The organism is Myxococcus vastator, from assembly GCF_010894475.1.
In the GTDB taxonomy this organism is placed as follows: domain Bacteria; phylum Myxococcota; class Myxococcia; order Myxococcales; family Myxococcaceae; genus Myxococcus; species Myxococcus vastator.
Genome location: NZ_JAAIYB010000022.1, coordinates 20,643 through 39,455 on the forward strand (window position 1 = coordinate 20,643; position 18,813 = coordinate 39,455).

Consider the following 18,813-nt stretch of genomic DNA (forward strand, 5'->3'; position numbering starts at 1 on the left):
GTCGCGAGCAGGCGGGCTACTGCTGGCCTTCGGGGCTGTGCGTCTCCGTCTCCATGGGGCGGTCGTCTTCCATCATCCCGGAGCCACCGGTGCCGGCGTCGTAGCCGTCTTCCATCATCCCGGAGCCGCCCGTCCCCGCGTCCATGCCCTGAACCTCCTGGCCGGTGCCGCCGGTGCCGCCCATGTCGTCCATGGGGCGCGGCGCGGTGTCCTGGCCGCTGCCGCCCGTGCCCTCCATGCCCGGGGTGGTCGTCGTCCCCTGCTGGTCACGGTTCTGTTCCCTGCAGCCCGTGACGGACATCGCCACCGCCACCGCGCCGAGCACCATCCACCGATTGAAAGCCTGCATCGCGTTTCCTCCCTGAGTAGCGACTGGCCCAAGGCTGGAGGCGACCTGCGCGTGTTTCACCCCGCCCTCTCGGCCGTTGCGCATGTCCGCCCGGGCCTCGGCCGGCCGGCCAGGGGCCCGCCGCGCTCGGTCCTGCAATCCGTGCCGGAGAGGGCGCCAGCCCTCAGTCCACGCGGCGGAGCACGAGCAGCCCGTACTCCAGGCCGCCATCCATCAACGCCTGCTGCAGGCGCAGGTGCGCGCGGCTGGATTCGCCGCGGCCTGCCTGAGCGAGCGCACGCAGGGGATGCTGGGCGGGGTGTGCCGAAGCGCGCTCATGGACCATCAATTCCAGGGTCAGCGACCAGAAGCCCACCACGCGCGAGGACACGTCGTCGCGCACCTCCAGCTCCAACCCCGCGGCGTGCGCGGCGGACAGGTATTCGTCGAGCGAGCCGATGCGCGTGCGCCAGTACCGGTCGAAGCCGGGGGCCAGCTCCGGACGGCGGAGGAAGCAGTCGGCGATGGCCAGCACGCCCCCGGGCTTCAGCAGCGTCCGCGTGCGGCGGAACCATTCGGCGCGCGGCAGGTAGCAGGCGCTCTCCACCGCCACCACCGCGTCGAAGGCCGTGCGGCGCGGCACGCAGAGGGCGTCACAGAGGATGGGGCGCACCTGCGCGCTCACGCCCGCGGCCTCCGCGAAGCCGCGCACCAGCGCGACATGCGAGGGCACGTTCGTCACCGCCGTCACGCGCGCCTGGTGCTCGGTGGCCCAGTACAGCGCGCCGCCGCCCAGGCCACAGCCGACGTCCAGCACCTCGCCGCCGTCCGGGAAGCGGCCCACGGCGCGCGCCAGCTCCACCAGCAGCGCTTCCTGCGCGGCGTGGACCGTGTCGCGCAGCACCGCCGAGGGCGCGCCGGGCGGCGGCACCACGTCCACCAGCCCGGAGTGATAGTGCACGCGCGGGCCGGGCCCGTAGCGCTGGAGCAGCCGCTCCGTCTTCGCCTCGTAGTACGCGCTCACCTCGTCGCGTCTCCACGCGGATGGCAACTCGGATGGCACGGCTTCGGCGTTCATGACTCCCCCTCTGGCAGCAGCGGTTCGATGCGGCGCAGCGCCGCGTCCAGGCAGCGCAGGTCCTGTTGGCGCAGCGCCTGCGCGGCGGCGCGCGCCCACGCCACCACCGCGTGACGGTCTGCTTCGGGCATGCGGGTGAAGCGCACGTCCCGCGTGCGGATGTCCTCCGCCACGTGCGCGGCCACGCCCAGCGCCCGGCCCGCCGCCGCCGCGCGCGGCTCCAGCACCGTGCCCGCCCACAACACGCGCAGGTACGCGGCCCACTGCTGGCCGGCGATGCCCTCCGCCACCTGACGGAACAACGGCGCGGTCCATTCGCTGGCGCGCACCTCCAGCGCCTGCGGGCCGGCGGCCACCGCCAGGGTGCGGACGGCTTCCTCCAGCACCGGGCCCGGCAGCTGCGCCTGCGCGCCGCACAGCGTGGCGAAGGCCAGGTTCTGGAGGATGAACTGCACGCACGGCCCCACGCGGATGGGCGGGTCGTGGTACGTGCACTCACCGTCGATGAGGTCGTCGGCGAGGTTGCCCGCGCTGAAGCTGAGGAAGAGCCCGGCGCCGCGCGCCAGCAGGGCCTCGCGCGGCAGCCCGGCCTCCGCGCCCGCCTCGTAGAAGAGGGACAGGGGGCCCGGCTGCGCCGCCTCCAGCGCCGCGAGCACGTCCCGCTCCGACACCTCCGGCAGGCCCAGCCGGCGAAGCGCGCGCAGTGACTCCTGGTACAGGGCTCCGCCGCTCATCGGTACTCCCTGGGAAGGACCATGCGGAGCACGGCGCCGCCCCCGGCCGCGTTCTGCCGGTGCAGCATGCCGCCGCTGGCGCGCAGCAGGCACTCGCTGGTGTAGAGGCCCAGGCCCGTCGCGTGGGGCTTGCTGGTGTACAGCGCCTCGGCGGGGCGGCTGAGCTGGCCGGGCGGGAAGCCGGGGCCGTTATCCGTGATGGTGACCTCCAGGCGTCCGCTGAGCGGCTCCACGCGCGCGTGGATGTGGACCCGCGCCGCGCCTTCCTCGCCGTTGCCCTCGCAGGCGTTGAGCACCAGGTTCTCCACCACGCGGCGCAGCGTGGGCGCGCCGCCGCGCATCAGGGCGAGCAGGGGCAAAGCGGGCTGCTCCACCTCCACCTGGATGTCCACGTCCGGGAAGCGCAGGCCCACGCTGGCCTGCACCGAGTCCAGCACCGGCGTCAGCTCCACGGGCTCCGGCTCCATGCCGGCATGGCGCCGCCCCTTGTTGCGGGCGTCCATCATCATGTCCCGTATCTGCGTCAGGTTGTCGTTGAGCTGCCGGAGCAGGTCGTCGAACTCGGTGCGGCCGGGGCCCGGGCGGTGCGCGCCCACCACGGCCAGCATGTCCGCCGCGCTGCCCGCCGCCATGAGCGCGTTGTCGATGTCGTGGTGGTAGCCCAGGATTTCCGACAGCGCCTGCGACAGGCGGCCCACGTCGCGCTCCTGCTGCTCCAAGAGCTGCGCGTGCACGGCGGCGCGCAGGCGCTCCGCGTCCGCGCGCGCCCGGTCATGCTGCACGGCGAAGGTCCCCAGGTAGAGCTGGGCGGTGAGCGCGGCGGGACCGATGACGCCGAAGAGGGCCAGGTGCTCGTCGCTCCCGTGCAGGGGCAGGGCCAGCGCCAGGGCCAGCAAGGTCCCCAGGGCGAGGAAGGGCTGGCGCGGCGTCACCCGGTGCAGGCGGCCATGGAAGGCGGTGGCGAAGAGGAACAGCGAGGCCAGGACGGCGGCCCCTGGCGGCGCCGACAGCGCCATCAGCGCGGCCACGAAGAAGTGCATCGCCGCCACGCTGAAGATGAGCCACACCCAGCCCCAGGGCTCGATGCGGCGGCGTCGCCGGTGGGTGAGCGAGAACAGCACGCCGCTGGCCAGCATGGGCACGGCGCACAGCAGCGCCGTGCCGAAGTGGATGCCGAAGAAGCTCCGCGCGCCAGGGGCCCAGGCCGTCATGGCCAGCAGGCTCGGCACGAAGGCACAGAGCGCGAGCCACGCGCCCAGGCCCGAGGCGGCCAGCACCTCCGCGGCATCCTGGGCGCGCGTCCACCGCCGGAACGAGGACAGGAGGGCCTGTCGCCCGGCGGAGCGCGGACTCATACGGTGGCGGACAGGAGGTCACCCGCCGTACCCAGGCGGGTGGCCTCCTCGGTGGCGCGTTCGGCCCGGAGGTTCAGCTCGTTGACGAGGTCCGCGTTGCCGCGCTGGAGCAGCTGCACCGCCACCTCGCCGCCCGCGAGCACGTGGTGGAGGGCCTCCAGGATGGGTCGCAGTGCGGGGTTGAGCGCGCGCGCACCCAGCGGGCCCTCCACCGCGCCCAGCTCATGACAGCGCGCCAGGTACGCCGTCAGCGCGCTGTCGCGGGGAGTGTCTCCGCGCGAGTCGTCGTGCGCTGGCCTGACGGCACGGCTTTTAGGCCGGGGTGTCGTGGGCGCGCCCGTGCGGGCATCCCAGCGCGGTGGGCATTCTCGTCGCGTGCGAAGCGGATGGATTCGGATTTCTCGGACTCTTGGCGTCATGCTGGCTCCCCCCCGGGGCCCGGCACAGTCGTTTCAGCTCCGAGCAAAGCGAAGGCTGCCACGCGCCGTCAAACTCCCGGCCAGGCGAGTGTTGTCCAGCGTCTTCTCTTCACCCTTCGGGGCAGCCCGGTGGTACGGGAAGGACAGCGGGCGCGGTGGAAGAGGTGCGCGGAATGTCTCGAGTCTTGACGAAGCCGGGGCCAGTCACCGTGGCGGTCCTGACGTTGCTCGTCGCGATGGCCTCCATCCAGACAGGCGCGTCGCTGGCCAAGCAGGTCTTCCCCGTGCTGGGCGCGGCGGGGGCCACGGCGCTTCGCGTGTTCTTCGCGGCGCTCATCCTGGCGGCGGTGTTCCGGCCCTGGCGGCAGCGGCTCACCCGCGAGGACTTGCGGGCCGTGGCCATCTACGGCGCGGCGCTGGGCGGGATGAACCTGACCTTCTACCTGGCGCTGGAGCGCATCCCGCTGGGCATCGCCGTCGCCATCGAGTTCACCGGGCCGCTCGCCCTGGCCATCTTCTCCACGCGCCGGGCGCTCGACTTCGTGTGGGCGCTGCTGGCCGTGGCCGGCATCCTGCTGATTCTGCCGCTGTCGGAGACGTCGCGGGCGCTGGACTGGATGGGCGTCTTCTGGGCGCTGGTGGCCGCCACCTGCTGGGCGCTGTACATCCTCTTCGGCCAGCGGGCGGGAGGCGCCGTCCACGGCGGCACGGCGGCGTCGCTGGGCATGCTCATCGCGGCGCTGCTCGTCCTGCCCTTCGGGGTGGCGCACGCGGGCATGAAGCTGCTGGACGTGTCGCTGCTGCCGGTCATCCTCTGCGTGGCCGTGCTGTCGAGCGCGCTGCCGTACTCGCTGGAGATGTATGCCCTGAAGGTGCTCCCCACGCGCACGTTCGGCATCCTGATGAGCCTGGAGCCGGCGCTGGCCGCGGTGTCGGGGCTGCTGCTGCTGAAGGAGCGGCTGTCCCTGGTGCAGTGGGCGGCCATCGGCTGCATCATCCTGGCGTCCGTGGGCAGCTCCGCGACGTCGCGCAAGCCCGCTGAGGCCGCCGCGGCCACGAGCTGACCGGCGCCGTCCTCCGGGGTTGGCCGTGTCTTCGGGCTCGCAATGGGCCCCGGCGCCGGGCTAGAGGACGGCCTCATGCGTGACCGAATCCAGGCCGTGCTCCGCCAGCTCTCCCAGACGCCCGACATGGAGGCGCGCTGGCTCCACACCCTGTCCCTGATGGAGTTCATCGGCGCGCGGAAGATTTCGCGCACCGTGGCGGACCGGCACCCGACGCTGGAGGTGCTGGGGCACCTGGCTGACGAGACGCGCCACGCCTTCGCCTTCAAGCGCCTGTCCGCCGAGGTCGCCGGCGCGGAAATCACCGCGTTCCTCTGCCCGGAGGCCGCGGGCCGCTACTTCCAGGCGCTGGACCACGAGCTGGCCACCTGGGCCTCGTCCTTCACGGGCGCGCCGGATGTCTACCTGCACTACCTGCTCACGACGACGGCCATCGAGCGGCGCGCCATGGTGCTGTACCCGCTCTACAAGGCCGCGTCCCGTCAGCCTGCCGTGCGCGAGGAGCTGGGGCGCGTCGTCACCGAGGAGCAGAGCCACCGGCGCACCATCGAGGACGCGTGTGTCGCGCGCCTCACCGCCGTGGGCGCCACGCTGGACGCCGCGCTGGCGCTGGAAGAGCGGCTCTTCGCGGCCTTCATCGGCGAGCTGGAGGCCACCGTGGCGCGGGAGTCGGGCGCCCCGGCCGCCTTCGCGCCGGCGTCCGGGTGACTACAGCGCGTCGTCTTCGCCCCCGGGCGCGCCCGTGCCATGGGCGCCCGACAGGACCAGCGTGCCGTCCATCCGCTCCGCGCGCAGGTTGCGGGCCTTGCGCGCCCGCTTGCGGCTGAGCTCCACGCCCACCGAGTCCAGCCCCAGGGCGTTGGCCACGGCCAGCACGGTGCCGTGGCCACAGAAGGGGTCCACCACCGTGCGCGTGCGCGTGTGCTCCAGGATGAAGCGGCACGCGATGAGGCACGCCTCCACGCCCATGCCGCGCGTCCACGTCACCTCGCCCGCTCCGGGCAGGACGTCCGGCGTGGACTTCGCCATGTCCACGCGGACGCCGCGCGAGAAGCACAGCATGTGGGAGTACGCGGGCCGGCCGAACGTCACCGTCCCGGGCGGCCGCCGGCACACCACCTTGTGCCAGAGCAGGTCGACCCCCGCCTCCTCGGCGGCGCGAGACACCAGGTAGCCCTTGTCCACCCAGGTGCCCTCTTCCTTCACGTCCGTCTGGTAGAAGATGGCCACGCCTTCGGGCGGCACGCGCGCGAGGATGAGCGCCGCGGCGCGGATGAACCAGGCCTTCCACTCCGCCAGCGACAGGGACGGGAACTCGGACCCGTCCGGCAGGGACGCGATGGCCGAGCAGCCCTCCAGCACCGGCCGCGCCTCCAGCCACACGAGTGCGTCTTCGCAGTACACCGTGCGCTTCGCTGCGCCCGGGGCGCCTGCCTGTTCGTCCGCCATGTGGCCAGGGAGTCTGCCAGAGCCGCGCGCACTCCGCGTCAGGCTGGAAAACACGCCGAAACCGTGGCTTGCTTGCGCTTCCCTAGATTTCTACAATCCTGTTTTATCTTGTTGCAACGGAGAGACGGAATGCCCACGACTTCAGCGAAAGACGGGACTTCGCTCCACTACCGTGTCGTGGGTGAAGGTCCGCGCACGGTCATCCTGGTCCACGGCTGGATGGTGTCCGGCGCCGTCTGGGACGCGCTGGTGGAGCGCCTGGAGCTGACGGGGCTGCGGCTGGTGATTCCGGACATGCGGGGCTCCGGCCAGTCGGGCCGGCCGGACGGGGGCTTCAGCCTGGAGTCGCTGGCGAACGACGTGCTGGCCGTGGCGGACGCCGTGGACGCGCGGCGCTTCACGCTGGTGGGGCACAGCATGGGCGGCCAACTGGTGAAGTGGGTGGCCGCGGAGGTGCCGGCGCGCGTGGAGGGGCTGGTGCTCCTCAACACGGTGCCCGCCGCGGGGCTGCCGCTGCCTCCGGATGCGGCGGGGCTGTTCCGCACGTCGGCGGAGAGCCTCGAGAAGAAGCAGGCCATCCTCGGGCTCGCGTGCAAGCAGCTGTCGCCGGAGTCGCTGGAGGCGCTGGTGAAGGACTCGATGGGCGTCAGCCCGGCGGCCATCGAGCACGTCTTCGACGCGTGGACGGCGGGTGGCTTCGCCGACAAGCTGGCCGCGATTACGGCGCCCACGCTGGTGCTGGCCACGGACGATGCCTTCCTGCCGGCTGCCTTCCTGCGGGAGGCGGTGGTGTCGAAGATTCGCGGCGCGCGCCTGTCGTACCTGCCCGGCCCCGGTCACTACCCGCAGGTGGAGCGCCCGGCGGAGACGGCGGCGCTGGTGTCCGCCTTCCTCGCCGGCTCCCTACCGGCCTGAGCGCCCGCTTCGAGGAGGCAGCACGATGGCCTGGAACATGTCCTTCGAGTACGACGCGCAGAACGACGTCGTCACCGCGTACTTCACCGACTGTCTCCTGATGAATGAGGCGGACGTCCTTCGCTGGCGGAAGGAAGTCGAGGACCACCTCTCCAAGTACCCGTCCAAGGTGGACCTCCTCATCAACCTGGACGGGCTGGTGGTGAAGTTCACCGCCGGCCGCGTCTTCGGCAAGGAGCGCCGCGACGTGCTGGAGCGCTACACGCACCGCTCGTACCGCTTCGGCGGGGATGAGATGACGCGCATGTTCGTGCTCACCAGCGGCGCCATCAACGGCGCCGCCGTCAATCACTACGCGACCCGCGACGAGGCGCTGGCCGCGCTCCAGGCCGAGCGCGAGGCGCTGCGCAAGCGGGGCTTCTCGCCCTTCAGCGGTGGCTTCGTCAGCAGCAAGGTCTGAGCCTCCGCGGCCTGGGACGAGGGCCGTCGAAGCGGCCCCCGTCCGCCTGCTTCATGAGCAGTGCGTCTGAACACACGTCCCGTCGCAGTCGTAGACGCATTGGACGGATGACCGGCAGGTCACCCGCCACACGGCATCGGGGTCCTGGCACGTGCCGTTGCTCCCCGCCCGCAGGCAGCCCCGCGTCTCGAGCGACTGGGAGTAGTAGTACGTTCCTTCATGGCACATCGCGGGATAGACGGTGCCAATGCCACACCATCCGGACCGATAGACATACTCACTTTCGGCGGAGGTGTAGAGGGTCTTCCGGCCATAGGTCCCCGCCCGCGGGTCGCAGCCCTGGGTGCACGTGGTTTGATTGAGGTAGATGCCGTTGCAGAAGTCGGCGCACGCCGAAGAGCAACCCACGTCCGTCACCAGCCAGCCGCTCGGGCAGCCCGAGCCACAATGCGAGAACGTCTCGGTATTGGGGGCGCAGGTGACTTGATTGTAGGAGTAGGCGCTGCTGCACGAGCCGCCACAGGCGGCCGGATTGCAGGTCTGGCTCGTCACATGATGCCCCGCGGGGCAGGTGGTGCCACAGAGGGTCAACTCCTGCGCGGCTTCGCCAGACTCGAGCTCGGTTCCAGGCGCTGGAGGTGCTTCGTCCGTCTGGATGTTGCATCCCCCGAGTACAAGCACGCCGCAGAGCGCGGTGGTCAGGGCCGAAAGTCTCATCATTCCTTGCATGGTCGAATTCCTCTCGCTTGGAGGGCGGGTTTGGGGGGTGTTGAGGCGCGCTCGGCAGTTCACTTCCCAGACGGCGTCTGGGTCGCCGCAGGAGCCATTGCTCCCCACGGCGTGGCAGAAGAAGTTCGAGAGCAGGTGGGAGGAGTAGTACGAGCCGTCGACGCAGACGTCGGTGGGCAGTGAGGTGCACCAGTCCTCGCGGTTGGCTATGAAATACCACGAGTGAATATCTGGCATCCACCTGGCTGTCGTGGAGGTCGCGGGAGGGGGCCTCACACGCCCGCGAACCACTCGTAGCCGCGGTCTTCCCAGTAGCCGCCGGTAGGCTCGGGAAGGAAGTTTACCTTGGTGAGGTACTTCACCATCTTGTAGCCCAGCTTCACGCCCGAATAGAGGCGCAGGGGCGCGCCGTGTCCGGGCGTCAGCGGCTGACCGTTCATGCCGTAGGCCAGAATCGTCTGCGGATGGAAGGCGCTGGGCCGGTCCCAGGACGAATGATAGCCCGCGTCGAACGAGCGCAGCTCCACGTAGCCCGCTCGGGCATCAGCGCCCGCGTAGCGGGCCAGCTCGCTCAGGCGCACGCCATGCCAGGACGCCACCGCGCTCCAGCCCTCCACGCAGTGATGGCGGATGCGCAGGTCGGTGCGAGGCAGGCGCTGGAGTGCGTCCAGCGTCAGCACGCCGGGCCGCGCCACCATTCCGCCCACCTGGAGCGCCCAGCCCGTGGGCGCGAGCGGCACCGTGTCGGAGACGAAGTACTCGGGGAACTTCCCGGGGGGCGTCGTCTCCTCGGGAGGCAGCTCCGGCGCCAGCCGGCGTTCATCGAACAGGGCGGCCTGCGCGCGCGCGTTGAAGCGCTCCATGGCGCCCAGGAAGCCCTCGCGAGGGCGGCTGCTGTCACACGCGCTGACGGTGAGGGAGGTGGCGCCCAACAGCGCCTTGCGCCGCGTGAGGAGGTGTCTAGGCATCCGGCTTCCTTCCGCCCGTCACCATCTCCGCCAGGCTTCGTGGGTGGAGCAGCACCAGCGCGATGTGGCCCACGGTGAAGAGGGCGAGCAGCACCAGGATGACGAGGTGGACGGCGCGCGCCGCGTCGTAGCCACCCAGCAGCGAGGTGAGCGCGCCGAGCTGCACGGGCTTGTAGAGGACCAGTCCGGAGAGCACCGCGAGCAGTCCCAGCGCCAGCGTGCCCGTGTACGCCAGCCGCTGGAGGCCGTTGTAGAGCCCCTGCGCGGGGGCGTGCTTGCGCACGCGCAGGTAGAAGGCGAGCGTGTCCAGGGCGTTGCGCGCGTCGCGGCGGGGCAGGAAGAGGCGGCGGCGCCACTCGCCACTGAGGGCGAGGTAGAGCACGTACGCCACGCCGTTGAGCGTGAGGAACCACGCGAAGGCGAAGTGCCAGTGACGGGCGCCGGCCAGCCAGCTCCCCAGCCGCATCCATTCGGGGGGAGGGACGCCCTGGAAGGGATACCAGCCGTAGGGACGGCCCTGCGGCCCGAGCATGGGATAGGCGACCCAGATCTGGAGGCCGCTGGCCGCCATGATGAGCAGCAGCGGCACGTTGAGCCAGTGGGTGACTCGGATGAGCCACGGCTGGGGCCTGCGTCGTTCGGGGGCTTGCACGCGCGCGGAAGAAAGCATCCGGCGTCACGCGGCGTGGGCGCGGTGTGGCTCGCGTTGATGGTCAGCCGTCATTCAGGGCGGGTGCCGCCTACCCATGCGTCGCGCGGAGGACGGGCCCCTGGCCCGGGGGGCACGTTGCACGAAACCTTCAGGCTGTTTCGTGCAAGGTGCAACCCAGGACAGGAGGGCCGGGGCCCAACCCCCTGGAATGACAGGGGCACCATGGGCGCTGGCCGGGCACGGCGGGTGCTCTTGGGGAGAGCACGACCATGCTCGCATCCCCACTGTCCTCCCTGCTGTCCTCCCTGTTGTTGTCCCAGGCTGCCGCGCCGGAGCCGTCCGCCGATTCCGAACCCCCGGGCCTGCTGTCCCGCCTGAAGGTGGAGGGTGGGGTGGACGTGTACTACGCGCGCAACTTCAACCGCCCCTCTGACGGGGCCAGCTTCCTCCCTGGCACGGGCACCACCGCGAAGCGCGACAACGAGGTCTCCATCAACCTCGCCTCGCTGGGCGTGTCGCTGGCCCCCGAGCCCGTGGGCTTCAAGGTGCTGCTGGGCTTCGGCACCGGCATCGAGGTGCTGCACCAGGCCGAGCCAGAGGGCGCCGCGACGGGCCCCGAGGTGTGGCGCCATCTCCAGCAGGCCACGGTGTCGTATGTGACGGGCCCGCTGACGCTGGAGGCGGGCGTCTATCCCAGCCACATCGGCCTGGAGTCGTTCCAGTCGCAGCTCAACTGGAACTACACGCGCTCGTGGATGGGCGAGCTGTCGCCCTACTACCAGTCCGGCCTCAAGGGCACCTGGGCCTTCAATGATGCGTGGAGCGCGCAGCTCCACCTGCTCAATGGCTGGCAGACGATTGGTGAGAACAACCGCGGCAAGGCGCTGGGCACCCAGGTGGCCTACGCGGGGCCGCGGCTGTCCGCCGCCTTCAACACCTTCGTGGGGGAGGAAGGTGACGGCGGTCTCCGCCTCTTCGCGGACGCCGTGGCCACCTGGAAGGTGACGCGGACCTTCTCACTGGCGGCCACCGCCGACGTGGGCCGGCAGGCGCGTTCCGGACAGGACGCGGCCCCGTGGTACGCGGCGGGCCTCAACGCGCGCGTCCAGCTCGCGGAGCCGGTGGCCCTGGCGGCCCGCGTGGAGGCGTACCGAGACCTGGACGGTGTCATCTCCGGTGCGTCGCAGACGCTGGCGGGCGGCACGCTCACCCTGGAGGTGAAGCCCGCCGAACACCTGGTCCTCAAGCTGGAGGCGCGCCACGACACCTCCACCGCGGACGTCTTCACCGCACGCGCCACCGGCGTGGATGGCGCGCCCACGTTCAAGGACTCCGAGACGCTCGCCATGCTCGGCGCCGTCGCCTGGTTCTGAACGGGAGCCCCCACGCCATGGACCTTGTCCTCATCCTCGTCACCACCGCTTTCTTCGCGCTCGCGTGGGCCTACGTCCACGGCTGCGAGCGCCTGTGAGGTTCTTCCCGATGACCTTCGAATACGCCGCTGGCGCCGTCCTGTCCGTGCTGCTCGGCGCCTACCTCCTCTACGCGCTGCTCCGTCCGGAGCGCTTCTAGGCCCCCGCCATGTCCTTCATCGGTTGGTCGCAAATCCTGCTGTTCTTCGTCCTGGTGCTGGCGGTGACGAAGCCGCTGGGCGCCTATCTCTTCCGCGTCCTCGAAGGAGACGCGCGCCCGCTACCCCGCGTGCTGGGGCCCGTGGAGCGCCTGCTGCTGCGCCTGTGTGGCGCGGCGGACCGGCGTGAACAGACGTGGGTGGCCTACGCGGGCTCGCTGCTGACGTTCAGCTTCTTCTCCGTCCTCATCGTCTACGGCCTCCAGCGCGCGCAGCACCTGTTGCCGCTCAATCCCCAGGGGATGGCGGCGGTGGAGCCGGCGCTGGCGTTCAACACCGCCGTCAGCTTCACCACCAACACCAACTGGCAGGCGTATGGCGGGGAGTCCTCGCTCAGCTACTTCACGCAGATGGTGGGCCTGGCGTGGCAGAACTTCGTCTCCGCCGCCGCGGGCATCAGCGTGGCCCTGGCGCTGGCGCGTGGCTTCACCCGCCGGCCCGGCCCGGACGGACAGAAGACGCTGGGGAACTTCTGGGTGGATGTGATGAACGTCACCCTCTACGTGTTGCTGCCGCTGTGTCTGCTCTACGCGCTCTTCCTGGTGTCGCAGGGCGTGCTCCAGAGCTTCGCGCCCTCCCTGCGGCTCACGACGCTGGAGGGCGCGAGCCAGACGCTGGCGCAGGGGCCGGTGGCCTCGCAGGAGGCCATCAAGATGCTGGGCACCAACGGCGGCGGGTTCTTCAACGCCAACAGCGCCCACCCCTTCGAGAACCCCACGCCCTTCACCAACCTGGTGCAGATGGTGTCCATCTTCTCCATCCCCGCGGCCCTCACGTACACCTACGGGAAGATGGCGGGTGACACCCGGCAGGGCTGGGCCCTGCTCGCGGCGATGTCCGTGCTCTTCCTCGCGGGCGTGGCGGCGGTGTACGCGGCGGAGGCCCAGGGCAACCCCGCCATCGCCGCCGCCGGGCAGGTGGCGCAGGCGGGGAACATGGAGGGCAAGGAGACGCGCTTCGGCATCACCGCCTCCGCGCTCTTCGCCGCCATCACCACCGCGGCCTCGTGCGGCGCGGTGATTGCCATGCACGACAGCTTCACGCCCCTGGGCGGCCTGGTGCCCCTGGTCAACATGCAGCTGGGCGAGGTCGTCTTCGGCGGCGTGGGCGCGGGCCTCTACGGCATCCTCGTCATGGTGGTGCTCAGCGTCTTCATCGCCGGGCTGATGGTGGGCCGCACGCCCGAGTACCTCGGCAAGAAAATCGAGGCGCGGGAGATGAAGCTCGCCATGTTGTACGTGCTCGTCTTTCCGCTCTTCACGCTGGGCTTCAGCGGGCTGGCGGCGGTGCTGCCGCAGGGCGTGTCCTCGCTCAACAACGCGGGGCCGCATGGCCTGTCGGAAATCCTCTATGCGTACACCAGCGGCACGGCGAACAACGGCAGCGCCTTCGCGGGCCTCAACGCCAACACGCCCTTCTGGAACCTCACCCTGGCCCTGGCGATGCTCGGCGGGCGCTTCCTGATGATGGTGCCCGCGCTGGCCATCGCCGGCTCCATGGTGGGCAAGAAGGTGTCGCCAGCGGGCCCGGGCACCTTCCCCACGCACGGCGTGCTCTTCACCGGTCTGCTGGTGAGCGTGATTGTCATCGTCGGCGCGCTCACGTTCTTCCCCGCCCTCTCGCTGAGCCCCATCGTCGAGCACTTCCTCGCTGGGGCCGGAAAGGTCTACTGAGATGTCCTCGCCTGCTTCGAAGCCGGCGTCGCTGCTGGACGCCTCGCTGCTCAAACCCGCGCTGGTGGACAGCCTGCGCAAGCTCCACCCGCGCGACGTGGCGCGCAACCCCGTCATGTTCGTGGTGTGGGCCGGGAGCCTGCTCACCACGGTGCTGGTGGTGAAGGATTTGGTGGCGCCGCGCCCGGAGGCCGCGCCGCTGGGCTTCACCGTGCAGGTCATGGTGTGGCTGTGGTTCACCGTGCTCTTCGCCAACTTCGCGGAGGCCATGGCGGAGGGGCGCGGCAAGGCCCAGGCCGGCGCCCTGCGGAAGCTGCGCAAGGACACCACCGCGCGCCGCTGGAAGGACGGCCGCGAGGAGCGCGTGTCCGCGCCGGACCTGCGCAAGGGCGACGAGGTGATTTGCGAGGCCGGAGACCTCATCCCCGGCGACGGCGAGGTGGTGGAGGGCATCGCCAGCGTGGACGAGTCCGCGGTGACGGGCGAGTCCGCCCCCGTCATCCGTGAGTCGGGCGGCGACCGCTCCGCGGTGACGGGTGGCACGAAGGTGCTCTCCGACCGCATCCGTGTGCGCATCTCCGCCAACCCCGGCGAGTCCTTCCTGGACCGGATGATTGGCCTGGTGGAAGGCGCGGCCCGGCAGAAGACGCCCAACGAGGTGGCGCTCCACATCCTGCTGGTGGGGCTCACCCTCATCTTCCTGCTGGCGTGCGTGACGCTGGTGCCGCTGGCGCTCTATTCGGGCGTGCCGCTGTCGGGCGCGGCGGTGGTGGCGCTGCTGGTGTGCCTCATCCCCACGACGATTGGCGGCCTGCTGAGTGCCATTGGCATCGCGGGCATGGACCGGCTGCTGCGCAAGAACGTGCTGGCCATGAGCGGACGCGCGGTGGAGGCGGCGGGTGACGTGGACACGCTGCTGCTCGACAAGACGGGGACCATCACCCTGGGCAACCGCATGGCCACGGAGCTGCTCCCCATGCCGGGCGTGCGGATGGAGGAGCTGGCGGAGGCCGCGCAGCTCGCCAGCCTCGCGGACGAGACGCCGGAGGGGCGCTCCATCGTCACGCTGGTGAAGGACACGTACAAGATGCGCCCGCGCGAGCTCCAGGCGCACCACGCCACCTTCGTGCCCTTCACCGCGCAGACGCGCATGAGCGGCTGCGACCTGGTGGACCCGCACCCGCGCGGCATCCGCAAGGGCGCGGTGGACGCCATCGTCACGCACGTGAAGTCCCAGGGTGGCGCGGTGCCGGACGCGCTGGCCCAGGTGTCTGGCCGCATCGGTGACGCGGGCGGCACGCCGCTGGCGGTGGCGGACGGCGCGCGGCTGCTGGGCATCATCCACCTGAAGGACGTGGTGAAGGGCGGCATCAAGGAGCGCTTCGACCGCTTCCGCGCCATGGGCATCCGCACGGTGATGATTACGGGTGACAACCCGCGCACCGCGGCGGCGATTGCCCGCGAGGCGGGCGTGGATGACTTCCTGGCCGAGGCCACCCCCGAGGCCAAGCTGGCCCTCATCCGCACCGAGCAGGGCCGCGGCAAGTTGGTGGCCATGACGGGCGACGGCACCAACGACGCCCCCGCGCTGGCGCAGGCGGACGTGGGCGTGGCGATGAACACCGGCACCCAGGCGGCGAAGGAGGCCGGGAACATGGTGGACCTGGACTCCAACCCCACCAAGCTGCTGGAGGTGGTGGAGGTGGGCAAGCAGTTGCTGATGACGCGCGGCACGCTGACGACCTTCTCCATCGCCAACGACGTGGCGAAGTACTTCGCCATCCTCCCGGCGCTCTTCATGGGCGTCTTTCCCCAGATTGCGCCGCTCAACGTGATGGGGCTGGCCTCGCCGTTCAGCGCGGTGCTGTCGGCCGTCATCTTCAACGCGCTCATCATCATCCTGCTCATCCCCCTGGCGCTGAAGGGCGTCCGCTACCGCCCGCTGGGCGCGGAGGCCCTGCTGCGGCGCAGCCTGCTCCTGTACGGCGTGGGCGGCGTCATCGTCCCCTTCGTGGGCATCAAGGTCATCGACGTGCTGCTCGGCGCCGTGGGCCTGGCGTGAAAGGACGCATCCCCATGTTCTCCACACTCCTCACGGCCCTGCGCGCGTGCGTCGTCACGCTGGTAATCACGGGCCTGCTGTACCCGCTGGCCGTCACCGGGCTGGCGCAGCTCCTCTTTCCGGGGGAGGCCAACGGCTCGCTGGTGAAGGACGACCGCGGCCGGGTGGTGGGCAGCGCGCTCATCGGCCAGGGCTTCACCCGGGCGGGGTACTTCCATCCGCGTCCCTCCGCCGCGGGCGCGGGCTACGACGGCGCGGCGTCCTCGGGCAGCAACCTGGGGCCCACGTCGCTGAAGCTGAAGGCGCGCGCGGCGGCCGAGCTGGAAATCACCCTGCTGCTGCTCCAGTACGCCCACGAAGTGGAGGGGGTGGGGCCCGCGGACATCGGGCCGCCCGTCGGTGTGGACGCGCTGGTGCGCGAGGTGCCGGAGCGGCTGGCCCACGTCGAGCTGTACACGGAGACGGAGGCGGAGCGCGGGCTGGTGGCGGCCTCCCGCGCGGGCGTCGAGGCCTATCTCAATGCGCCGGAGCCGGACCGGCGGCTCCGGTTGGCGCAGGCGGTGGATGCGACGAGGGCGGTCATGGACTCCAGCATCGCGCGGGCGCGCGCGGCTCGCGACGAAGCGACCGCCGTGCGCAGGACAGCGCGCTTCATTGGAACGTTGCTCGCGGTGTCGGTGCTGACGGGCGTGGTGCTGTTCCTCGCCATCGCGCAGACGCGCATCTACCGGCCACTGGTGGCCATCCGCCGCGCGTTGAGCGCGTTCAAGTCAGGGCGGCGCGAATCCCGGGTGGTGCGCGCGGGGCCGCCAGAGCTCCAGGAGATTGGCGCGGAGTTCAACGACATGGCGGAGACCGTCACCAGTCAGGACGCGCGGCAGCTCCAGTTCCTCGCGGGCGTGGCGCACGACCTGCGCACGCCGCTCAACGCGCTGAAGCTGTCGGCGCAGATGCTGCTGCGGGCCAAGACGGCGCCTCCGCCGGAGAAGGTGCGGGATTCGCTGGTGCGCATCTCCAACCAGGTGGACCGGCTGGAGCGCATGGTGGGCGACCTGTTGGACAGGACGCGCATCGAGGCGGGGAACCTGGAGCTGCGGCTGGAGGAGTGCGATTTGCGCGGGCTGGTGGAGGAGGTGGTGGAGCTCCACCGGCCGTCCAGCGAGCAGCACCGGCTGGAGTACTCCGTGCCGGACTCGCCGGTGCCCTGGCGGTGTGATTCGACGCGGCTGTCGCAGGTGCTCACCAACCTGGTGAGCAACGCCATCAAGTACTCGCCCGAGGGTGGGGTGGTGACGCTGCGGCTGGAGTCCTCGGAGCGCGAGGTGTCGGTGTCCGTGACGGATGAAGGCGTGGGGATTCCACCCGGAGACCTGGACACCCTCTTCGAGCCCTTCAAGCGCAGCGGGGCCGCGGCGAAGGACATCCCAGGCGTGGGCCTGGGACTCTCCGTGTCCCGCCGGATTGCCCGGGCGCACGGGGGGGACATCGAGGTGAAGAGCGACGTGGGCACCGGCTCCACGTTCCGGCTCCGCCTGCCGCGCTGAGGTGGGCGCCCGGGGCTGTCCACGCCCGGAGCGATGCTCCGAGCGTGGTGCAACCGTGTCGGAAGCCGGAAGCCATCCTCCCGGCCCCGTGGGACGTCAGTGCGTCGGCGAGGCGACGCGGCCGCGGCCCGGCGGCGGCGGCCGTGCACCGGGCGGCTGTGCACCGGGCGGCGGCGCGGGCCGCACGCGCGCCATGCCGGCGTACGGGCCTGGCTGACGGCTGTCATCGCCGGTGCTCAGCAGCAGCGCGATGATGGAGCGGCCCTCCAGCGCCACCTCGCGGTGCTCCACCAGCTCGCGCATGGGCACGTCCGTCGAGCCGAGCAGCTCGCTCCCGTTCGGCCCGTCCACGTACACCTGGAAGCCGACCCGCCGGTCGTCGAAGGCATTGGCGACCGCGACGAACTCCGCGTCATACGCCGTGTAGATGCCGTCACGCCCGAGCGTCGTCAGGTGCATGCCATCCGGGTGGTGGACCTCGATGCGCAGCCGCGGGCGATTCTCATGCGGGATGCTCATGGCCAGGTCCTTCACCAGCCCCGACATCCCACTCTTCCGCGCCATCTGGGTCACCCGGTTGGCCAGCCGCGTGAAGATGTCGTTCGAGGTGCCCACCCACGCTCGGCCATCTGGCCGGCCCGGCGTCACCAGCACCGAGCGCAGCACGACGCGGTAGGGTCGCAGCTGCACGCGCTCCAACTGCTGGCTGGCGTAGCCGTCGTCCTGCCCCGTGCGCAGCGCGACGTGGTACGCGTCCGCCGCTCCATTCCAGTCCCGGACCGCGATGCGCTGGTCGGCGAGGGCCATGTGGCGCACGTACTCCTCCAGTGGCTGGGCCCGACCCCCCTGCCGCAGGCTCAGCGCGGCGCCGTAGCTCTGCTGCGCGCGTGCCCAGTCGTGCTGCGCCCGCGCGGCGTCACCCTCGCGCGACAGCCGCTCGACCTCCTCGGTGACGAAGTGCTCGTACTCCGCGGCGATGTTCTGCGCCCACGCCGACGCGGAGGCGTCCAGCCGCAGCACCAGCTGCGCCAGCTCGTGGGCCGCGATGAAGTTGCCCTCCTGCAGGTGCTGGTCCGCCCGGACGCGCCCCTGGGTGATGATGATGCGCCGCGCGTCCTCCGCGTGCGCCTTCACCTCGGGCGCCGGGGACAGTTGCAGCGCCCGGTCCATCAGCGAGGCGGCCTCCGCGTACTGCCCCTGCTGCGCCTGCTCGACGGCCGTGTCCAGCTGAGACATCGCCACCTGCTGCGCCGCGTTCGCGCGGAACGAGGCAATCTCCGCGTTGCCCGGCTCCACCGACAGCGCGAAGTCGGACTCGGCGAGCGCGCAGCCCCAGTCATTCACCTGCGCGCACGTCTGCGCCCGCTGCTGCGCATCCTGGAGCGCCTTGGTGCGGGCCTCGTCGAACTTGAGCTTGATTTCGGGACTGTCCGGCTCGCTGGCCAGCGCTTGCCGGTAGGACGCATACGCGGACTTCCAATCCCCCACAGCCGCGGCGCGGTCTCCCGTCTTTTCGTGCGCTGCGCACGCACTGAGGACCACGGCTGCGAACAACCCCAGAACCACTCGCTTCATGTCGTCGGACTCCCCTCGATATTCCGCCACGATAACCGACGCACCCAGGAGAAGCCGAACCCCCCATCCTGGGTCGGGAATGCCCCCGCGCGAGGCTCGCCGGAGCAGCCAGGCGCACCGGGGGCTCGCTCGGACCGGGGCGCCCCCTCTTGAAGAACGAGGGGGCGCTGGGGAGTGC

General features: G+C 71.0%; 19 protein-coding genes. 9 read left to right on the forward strand and 10 right to left on the reverse strand.

Annotation, left to right across the window (positions count from 1 at the left end; translation table 11 throughout):
• Positions 1-16 precede the first annotated feature (16 nt).
• The 5 genes from G4D87_RS03820 to G4D87_RS03840 all read right to left on the reverse strand — a co-directional run bounded on the left by G4D87_RS03820 (position 17) and on the right by G4D87_RS03840 (position 3,707).
• Positions 17-349, reverse strand: a complete 333-nt coding sequence (locus G4D87_RS03820) for a hypothetical protein (RefSeq protein WP_163778942.1) — start codon at positions 347-349, stop codon at positions 17-19.
• 163 nt (positions 350-512) lie between these two features.
• Positions 513-1,406, reverse strand: a complete 894-nt coding sequence (locus G4D87_RS03825) for an SAM-dependent methyltransferase (protein WP_163778945.1) — start codon at positions 1,404-1,406, stop codon at positions 513-515.
• Positions 1,403-2,140, reverse strand: coding sequence for a hypothetical protein (locus G4D87_RS03830; protein ID WP_163778947.1), 738 nt, complete (start codon positions 2,138-2,140; stop codon positions 1,403-1,405). The genes G4D87_RS03825 and G4D87_RS03830 overlap by 4 nt, the downstream gene beginning before the upstream one ends.
• Positions 2,137-3,495 (reverse strand): sensor histidine kinase, encoded by a 1,359-nt coding sequence (locus G4D87_RS03835; protein ID WP_163778950.1) that lies wholly within the window; start codon positions 3,493-3,495, stop codon positions 2,137-2,139. Before G4D87_RS03835 ends, G4D87_RS03830 begins: the two co-directional genes overlap by 4 nt.
• Positions 3,492-3,707: a hypothetical protein gene (locus G4D87_RS03840; RefSeq protein ID WP_163778952.1), complete on the reverse strand. Its 216-nt coding sequence runs from the start codon at positions 3,705-3,707 to the stop codon at positions 3,492-3,494. Before G4D87_RS03840 ends, G4D87_RS03835 begins: the two co-directional genes overlap by 4 nt.
• 380 nt (positions 3,708-4,087) lie before the next feature.
• Between G4D87_RS03840 and G4D87_RS03845 the strand changes: the two genes are divergently transcribed.
• Together G4D87_RS03845 and G4D87_RS03850 are read left to right on the forward strand one after the other, a co-directional pair.
• On the forward strand, positions 4,088-4,978 hold the full coding sequence (locus G4D87_RS03845; RefSeq protein ID WP_163778955.1) for an EamA family transporter: 891 nt from the start codon (positions 4,088-4,090) through the stop codon (positions 4,976-4,978).
• A gap of 75 nt (positions 4,979-5,053) precedes the next feature.
• The gene (locus G4D87_RS03850) at positions 5,054-5,686 is read left to right on the forward strand and encodes a hypothetical protein (protein WP_163778958.1); all 633 of its coding nucleotides are present in this window, start codon (positions 5,054-5,056) and stop codon (positions 5,684-5,686) included.
• Here G4D87_RS03850 and G4D87_RS03855 read toward each other — a convergent pair whose 3' ends face one another.
• The gene (locus G4D87_RS03855; RefSeq protein ID WP_163778960.1) at positions 5,687-6,427 is read right to left on the reverse strand and encodes a DNA methyltransferase; all 741 of its coding nucleotides are present in this window, start codon (positions 6,425-6,427) and stop codon (positions 5,687-5,689) included.
• A 129-nt stretch (positions 6,428-6,556) separates the two neighbouring features.
• Here G4D87_RS03855 and G4D87_RS03860 point away from each other — a divergent pair, with 129 nt between their 5' ends.
• Both G4D87_RS03860 and G4D87_RS03865 read left to right on the forward strand, forming a co-directional pair.
• Positions 6,557-7,342: an alpha/beta fold hydrolase gene (locus G4D87_RS03860; protein WP_163778963.1), complete on the forward strand. Its 786-nt coding sequence runs from the start codon at positions 6,557-6,559 to the stop codon at positions 7,340-7,342.
• A gap of 25 nt (positions 7,343-7,367) precedes the next feature.
• Positions 7,368-7,802, forward strand: coding sequence for a hypothetical protein (locus G4D87_RS03865; RefSeq protein WP_163778966.1), 435 nt, complete (start codon positions 7,368-7,370; stop codon positions 7,800-7,802).
• A gap of 51 nt (positions 7,803-7,853) precedes the next feature.
• Here the strand turns inward: G4D87_RS03865 and G4D87_RS03870 are convergent, their stop codons facing one another.
• From G4D87_RS03870 to G4D87_RS03880, 3 genes are all read right to left on the reverse strand, one after another.
• On the reverse strand, positions 7,854-8,531 hold the full coding sequence (locus G4D87_RS03870; protein ID WP_205507412.1) for a hypothetical protein: 678 nt from the start codon (positions 8,529-8,531) through the stop codon (positions 7,854-7,856).
• A 272-nt stretch (positions 8,532-8,803) separates the two neighbouring features.
• Positions 8,804-9,499, reverse strand: a complete 696-nt coding sequence (locus G4D87_RS03875; RefSeq protein WP_163778971.1) for a molybdopterin-dependent oxidoreductase — start codon at positions 9,497-9,499, stop codon at positions 8,804-8,806.
• Positions 9,492-10,169 carry a cytochrome b/b6 domain-containing protein gene (locus tag G4D87_RS03880; RefSeq protein ID WP_163778974.1) on the reverse strand — a complete coding sequence of 226 codons (678 nt, stop codon included), beginning with the start codon at positions 10,167-10,169 and terminating at the stop codon, positions 9,492-9,494. Before G4D87_RS03880 ends, G4D87_RS03875 begins: the two co-directional genes overlap by 8 nt.
• Before the next feature lie 251 nt (positions 10,170-10,420).
• Here G4D87_RS03880 and G4D87_RS03885 point away from each other — a divergent pair, with 251 nt between their 5' ends.
• From G4D87_RS03885 to G4D87_RS03905, 5 genes are all read left to right on the forward strand, one after another.
• Entirely contained in the window at positions 10,421-11,524 is a 1,104-nt protein-coding gene (locus G4D87_RS03885) for a porin (protein WP_163778976.1), read from the forward strand.
• Between the two features lie 109 nt (positions 11,525-11,633).
• Entirely contained in the window at positions 11,634-11,723 is a 90-nt protein-coding gene (kdpF, locus tag G4D87_RS03890) for a K(+)-transporting ATPase subunit F (protein ID WP_163778980.1), read from the forward strand.
• A 9-nt stretch (positions 11,724-11,732) separates the two neighbouring features.
• Positions 11,733-13,454: a potassium-transporting ATPase subunit KdpA gene (gene kdpA / locus G4D87_RS03895; RefSeq protein ID WP_163778983.1), complete on the forward strand. Its 1,722-nt coding sequence runs from the start codon at positions 11,733-11,735 to the stop codon at positions 13,452-13,454.
• Between the two features lies 1 nt (position 13,455).
• The gene (gene kdpB, locus G4D87_RS03900; RefSeq protein WP_163778986.1) at positions 13,456-15,516 is read left to right on the forward strand and encodes a potassium-transporting ATPase subunit KdpB; all 2,061 of its coding nucleotides are present in this window, start codon (positions 13,456-13,458) and stop codon (positions 15,514-15,516) included.
• A 14-nt stretch (positions 15,517-15,530) separates the two neighbouring features.
• Positions 15,531-17,060: a potassium-transporting ATPase subunit C gene (locus tag G4D87_RS03905; protein ID WP_163778989.1), complete on the forward strand. Its 1,530-nt coding sequence runs from the start codon at positions 15,531-15,533 to the stop codon at positions 17,058-17,060.
• 96 nt (positions 17,061-17,156) lie between these two features.
• Here the strand turns inward: G4D87_RS03905 and G4D87_RS03910 are convergent, their stop codons facing one another.
• Positions 17,157-18,635: a hypothetical protein gene (locus G4D87_RS03910; RefSeq protein ID WP_163778992.1), complete on the reverse strand. Its 1,479-nt coding sequence runs from the start codon at positions 18,633-18,635 to the stop codon at positions 17,157-17,159.
• Positions 18,636-18,813 lie beyond the last annotated feature (178 nt).